The sequence below is a fragment of the Cellulosimicrobium cellulans genome, from assembly GCF_042723955.1.
GTDB lineage: Bacteria > Actinomycetota > Actinomycetes > Actinomycetales > Cellulomonadaceae > Cellulosimicrobium > Cellulosimicrobium cellulans_H.
In genome coordinates this window covers 13,785-18,812 of the sequence record NZ_JBHXIC010000081.1, presented here as the reverse complement: position 1 = coordinate 18,812, position 5,028 = coordinate 13,785, and the positions used below count along the sequence as shown (strand labels likewise).

Genomic DNA, 5,028 nt, shown 5'->3' with positions numbered 1-5,028 from the left:
GCCCCCGCCCCGCCCCCGCCGGCGCCCGCCGCGGGGCCGCCCCCCCGGGGCCCCCCCCCCCCTCGTCGTACTGGGGCTGCTCGCGCGAGGGCGCGAGGTCTCAGTCGTGGCCCGCGAGCGTCGCGAGCGCCTTGGTCCACAGGGCGTGCGCGCGCTCGGCGCGGTCCGCCGTCTCGATGTTGCGCTCGACGACGCGCACGCGCGTCCCGGAGTCGTCCGGCTCGAGCGTGATGGCGATGTCGTGGTAGTTCTCCGGGACGTCGGGCAGGCCCATCGTCGGGGAGAAGTGCGTGAAGTGCAGCAGCCGCGGGCGCTCGACCGCGACGACGGTGCCCCAGTCCGCGAACTCGCGACCCATGTAGTGGCCCTCGAACGTCACGGGGCTGCCGGGCGTGAAGTCGGTCTCGACGTTCATGCCGAGCATCCAGCGGGCGCTCGGGTGCATGAGCTCGGCCCAGACCACCTGCGGGGGTCGGGCGACGTGGATCTCGGCGGTCGTGCTGTGGTCGGTCAGGGTGGGGTCGCTCATGGGTACCTCGGGGGCTCGGGGGCTCGCTTCTGGGGCCGACGGTAGACCCTCCGGGCGACACCGGCAGCCGGTAGGTTCGGGCGCGTGACCCGACTCGTGCTCATCCACGGCCGCGACAACCAGGGCCTCGACGCCGACGTCCTCGACCGCACGTGGACCGCCGCGCTGGACGCGGGCCTGAGCGCGGCGGGGTCCGGTCGCGTGCTGCACGACGACGACACGGCGTTCGTCTTCTACGGCGACACCCTCGCGGGGCTCGTCGCGGACGATGCCGAGCCGCCGCCCGTGACCGTGCACGCGCTGGCGGCACTGCCCGGAGCCGAGCTCGCGTTCGTCGCCGACGTCGCCGAGGAGGTGCTGCGCGCGGCGGGCGCGACGGTCCCCGCGCGCCCCCAGGGTGTCGCGCCGGGGGACGGGGCCGACATCGGGGCATGGCTGAACCTGCTGCTGTCGGCGCTCGACCGGTACGTGCCCGGACTGAGCGGCGCCGTCGTCGTGCTGCTCGCGCGCGACGTCTGGGCATACCTGCACGACGACGCCGTGCGCACGACGATCGACGACGCCGTCGCGGCGGCGATCCCCACGGACGGCCCGGCCGTCGTGGTCGCGCACTCGCTCGGGTCGGTCGTGGCGTACTCGGTGCTGCGCGAGCACCCCGACGCCGCGCGGTGGGACGTGCCGCTGCTGCTCACGCTCGGGTCCCCGCTCGCGATCCGCGCGATCCGCGACGTCCTCGCCGCCCGCGCTTCGCTGCGCGTGCCCGCCCCGGTGCGCCGCTGGGTCGCGGTGCGCGACCGCCGGGACGCGCTCGCGCTCCACGGCCTCGGCCCGGACGCCTTCCCGCTCGACCCGGCGACCCCCGCGATCGAGGACCTCGTCGTCGCGAACGAGGCACCCGGCCACCACGCCGCGGGCGTCGTGCTCGACGACGGTCGTCCGGCGGGCTACCTCGCGCTGCCGCAGGTCGCGCGCACGGTCGCGGACGCGCTCGGCGCCTGACGCGCCGTCGCCGGCGGCCCTGTGCAGCCGGACGCCCGTCGAGCCGCGCTCAGCCGACCCCGTGCAGCCGCGCGTGCAGGTCGCGGATCTCGGCGCCGAGCTCGTAGGCCGGGCCTCGGACGGCGACGCCGGGCGCCACGTCCCCGATCGCGAGCGGGCGCACGGGTCCGGGCGCCACGCCCCACTCGTCGAGCCACCCGACGAGCTGCGTCGTGCTCGACGCGTAGACGATCGGGCCGAGCCCGACCCAGGCGTGGGCCGCGCTGCACATCGCGCAGTGCTCGCCCGACGTGTACACGACCGCTGCGCGCCGCTCGTCGGGCGTGAGGTGCGCCGCGGCCCAGCGGGCGATCTCGAACTCGGGGTGCCGGGTCCCGTCGCCGTCCTTCACGCGGTTGCGGTCCTCGAACCGCACGACGCCGTCGCGGTCGACGAGGAGGGAGCCGAACGGCTCGTCGCCGTCGTCGAGCGCCTCGCGCGCGAGCTCGACGCAGCGGCGCAGGTGCACGAGGTCGTCGGGGGTGGGCAGCGTGTCGGGAGTCATGGCGCCCATCCTCGTCCGGTCAGCGCGCGAGCGCGAGGACGCTGCGCACGTCCGCGACGAACCCGTCCACGTCGTCCGGGGTCGTGTCCCACGCGCACATCCAGCGGACCTCGACGCGGTCGGGCGTCTCGCCCGGTCCCCAGTCGTAGAAGCGGTGCTGCTCGCGCAGGCGCGCGACGGCGGTGCGGGGGAGCGTCGCGAAGACCGCGTTGACGAGCGTGGGCTGGGTGAAGGCGAGGCCCGACGCCGGGGCGGGGACGGCGTCGTCCGGCCCGAGCGCGGCGGGGACGACGACGCCCGCGAGCCCGGCGCGCAGGCGCGCCGCCATCGCGTTCGCGTACCGCGCGTTGCGCAGCCAGAGCTCGTCCGCGTCCGTGATCTCGTCGACCTCGGCGACGACGTCGCCCACCGGCTCGAAGAGCGCGAGGAGCTGCGCGGAGACGTAGCGCATCTTCGACGCGAGCTGCATCGTCGCCTTGCGCACGAACTCGACGCCGTCGACGGCCGAGGGGTCGAGCACGACGACGGCCTCCCCGAGCGCGAGGCCGTTCTTGGTGCCGCCGAACGACAGCACGTCGACGCCCGCGTCCGTGGTCAGCGCGCGCAGCGGGACGTCGAGCGCCGCGGCGGCGTTCGCGAGGCGCGAGCCGTCGAGGTGCACGCGCATGCCCCGGCCGTGCGCGGCGTCGGCCACCGCGCGGATCTCGGCCGGCGTGTAGAGCGTGCCGAGCTCGGTGGACTGCGTGAGCGACACGACGAGCGGCTGCGCGCGGTGCGGGTCGCCGAGGTCGCCCGCGAACCGCTCCACGGCGTCGGGCGTGAGCTTCCCGTCCGGCGCCGGCACGGCGAGCACCTTGACCCCGCCGACGCGCTCGGGCGCGCCGTTCTCGTCCGTGTTGAGGTGCGCGTGCTCGGTCGCGACGACCGCACCCCACCGCGGCAGCATCGCCATGAGCGCGACGACGTTCGCCCCCGTCCCCGTGAGCACCGGGTAGGCCGTGGCGTCCGGGCCGAAGCGGGACCGCACGGCGTCCTGGAGGCGCGCCGTCCACGGGTCCTCGCCGTAGGAGATCTCGTGCCCGGCGCTCGCCGCGGCGAGCGCGGCGAGGACGTCGGGATGGGCGGGGGAGTAGTTGTCCGAGGCGAACGACGTCACGTGCCCAGGGTAGGCCGCCCCCGGTCGCCGTCGTCCACGGCGGCCGAGGGCGGCCCGACGACCGGCCTACGCGACGAAGGTCCGCCAGGCACCGCAGTCCTTCACCGGGCCGCCCGCCGACAGGTCCTGCCGGCACGCGCGGACCGACACGGACTTGCCCCTCGACATGCCGCCCGAGTACCAGTACACGCTCGACCCGACCCCGTCGCTCGCGCGGACGGTCTTCGTCGTCCCGTCGAACCGGACCTGTGCGACAGCGCTGGCGCCGTCCTTGCGGTTGTCGACGACCGCGACGTACGCGCTGTGGCGCCCCGGGTCGTTGGGGGCGAACGTCGCCCTCGCGTAGTGAGGGCTGCCGGCGCTGTACACGGTGCCCGAGGTGCCTGCGGAGGCACCGATCGCGGTCCCGAGCACCAGGGCGCCGGCCAAGACGGCGGCAGAGGCGAGCTGACGAGTCCTCATACGCACTCCTTCCGAGGGCCGCTCCGTACGGAGCGGCGGACAGTCAACGACGACGGACGTCCGGATCGTAGGCACCACCGGCTCGGGCGAGCCATGGGCACTCGTCCCCATGGGACGATCCGCGGCCCGGCCGCGCGCGAGCGGGGCGCGGCGCGCCTAGCGTCGAGGAGGGACGCAGCGGGCGTCCCGAGCAGCAACGGAGGTGCAGCCATGACCACCCATCCCGACGAGCCCGGCACCGGGCCGGTCCCTCCGGTCGAGCCCACGGTCGAGCCGCCGAAGTCCCCGGGGCCGCCGGCAGACCCCTCGGAGCCGCCGCGCGACCCGAGCCACGCGGACCCGCTCCCCGGCGAGCCGCGGCCCTCGGACCCGGTTCCCGACTCGCCTCCCGACTGGCCGTCGTCGCCGGGCCGGCCCGTCGGCCCGGACGAGCCGAGCCACGACGACTGACGGCCGGCCGCGCGCTCACAGGAGCCGGCGCGAGCCCGGGTGCGTGACGCGCAGCCAGCGGTAGCCGTAGCCGTCGAGCCGGACCTCGGCGCTCCCGTCGGGGTCCGGCTCGACGTCGTCCGCGTCGAGCAGGTCGACGAGGCGCGCCTCCTCCGGCAGCTCGCCGAGCGCGAGCCGGACGACGACCGGGTCCGGGGACAGGTTGTGGACGGTGACCATCGACGCCTCCTGCCACGTGCTGCGCAGCGCGAGCACCGACGGCTCCGGCTGGTCGAGCACGTCGACGTCGCCCCAGCCGAGCTCGGGACACTCGCGGTAGCGGTGCGCGAGCAGGCGCACGAAGGTCAGCAGCGAGTCGGGGTCACGCCTCTGGTCCGCGACGTTGACGTGCTCGGGCGCGTAGCCGTCGCCGGGAACGGGCCCGGCGAGCCGGCGCGCGGGGGCGCGCGAGAACCCGCCGTTGCGCTCCGACGTCCACTGCATCGGGGTCCGCACGGCGAGCCGCCCGTCCGCCGCGAGGTTCTCGCCCATGCCGATCTCCTCGCCGTAGAAGAGGACCGGTGTCCCCGGGAGCGCGAAGAGCAGCGAGTACACCATCCGCACGTGGCGTGGGTCCCCGCCCAGCATGGGCGGGAGCCGACGGCGCAGCCCGCGCCCGTAGAGCTGCATGTCCTCCTCGGGCCCGAACGCCGCGAAGACCTCCTGGCGCTCGTCGTCGGACAGCTTGTCGAGCGTGAGCTCGTCGTGGTTGCGCACGAACGTCGCCCACTGCGCGTCGTGCGGGATCGGGGGGCGCGCGGGGCGCGACCCCGCCGGCGGCCCCCCCGCCTGCCCGGCGCGCCCACAGGTAAACGCCCGCCAGACCGTTGAATAGAAAAAGAACGTCAG

Annotated in this window: 7 protein-coding genes; 2 read left to right on the top strand and 5 right to left on the bottom strand. The window is 75.7% G+C overall.

Translation table 11 applies throughout. From position 1 onward, the window contains the following. Positions 1–100 precede the first annotated feature (100 nt). Entirely contained in the window at positions 101–529 is a 429-nt protein-coding gene (locus ACFWH7_RS17315; RefSeq protein WP_378218276.1) for an SRPBCC family protein, read from the bottom strand. 84 nt (positions 530–613) lie between these two features. Here ACFWH7_RS17315 and ACFWH7_RS17310 point away from each other — a divergent pair, with 84 nt between their 5' ends. After that, the gene (locus tag ACFWH7_RS17310) at positions 614–1,528 is read left to right on the top strand and encodes a hypothetical protein (protein WP_378218274.1); all 915 of its coding nucleotides are present in this window, start codon (positions 614–616) and stop codon (positions 1,526–1,528) included. A gap of 49 nt (positions 1,529–1,577) precedes the next feature. Here ACFWH7_RS17310 and ACFWH7_RS17305 read toward each other — a convergent pair whose 3' ends face one another. From ACFWH7_RS17305 to ACFWH7_RS17295, 3 genes are all read right to left on the bottom strand, one after another. Then, on the bottom strand, positions 1,578–2,072 hold the full coding sequence (locus ACFWH7_RS17305; RefSeq protein WP_378218272.1) for a nucleoside deaminase: 495 nt from the start codon (positions 2,070–2,072) through the stop codon (positions 1,578–1,580). A 19-nt stretch (positions 2,073–2,091) separates the two neighbouring features. Next, entirely contained in the window at positions 2,092–3,228 is a 1,137-nt protein-coding gene (locus tag ACFWH7_RS17300; RefSeq protein ID WP_378218270.1) for a threonine aldolase family protein, read from the bottom strand. Between the two features lie 66 nt (positions 3,229–3,294). Then, entirely contained in the window at positions 3,295–3,690 is a 396-nt protein-coding gene (locus ACFWH7_RS17295) for a hypothetical protein (RefSeq protein ID WP_378218268.1), read from the bottom strand. Between the two features lie 210 nt (positions 3,691–3,900). Between ACFWH7_RS17295 and ACFWH7_RS17290 the strand changes: the two genes are divergently transcribed. Beyond that, positions 3,901–4,140 carry a hypothetical protein gene (locus ACFWH7_RS17290; protein ID WP_378218266.1) on the top strand — a complete coding sequence of 80 codons (240 nt, stop codon included), beginning with the start codon at positions 3,901–3,903 and terminating at the stop codon, positions 4,138–4,140. Between the two features lie 15 nt (positions 4,141–4,155). On the opposite strand, the gene ACFWH7_RS17285 is transcribed toward ACFWH7_RS17290, so the two are convergent. Further along, positions 4,156–5,028, bottom strand: an 873-nt coding sequence (locus tag ACFWH7_RS17285; protein WP_378218264.1) for an alpha-amylase family glycosyl hydrolase, incomplete at its 5' end; no start/stop codon positions are given.

Excerpts from the sequence above, each read along its gene's own strand:
- ACFWH7_RS17315 (WP_378218276.1), bottom strand. The coding sequence starts at position 529 with ATGAGCGACCCCACCCTGACCGACCACAGCACGACCGCCGAGATCCAC.
- ACFWH7_RS17305 (WP_378218272.1), bottom strand. The coding sequence starts at position 2,072 with ATGACTCCCGACACGCTGCCCACCCCCGACGACCTCGTGCACCTGCGC.
- ACFWH7_RS17295 (WP_378218268.1), bottom strand. The coding sequence starts at position 3,690 with ATGAGGACTCGTCAGCTCGCCTCTGCCGCCGTCTTGGCCGGCGCCCTG.
- ACFWH7_RS17290 (WP_378218266.1), top strand. The coding sequence starts at position 3,901 with ATGACCACCCATCCCGACGAGCCCGGCACCGGGCCGGTCCCTCCGGTC.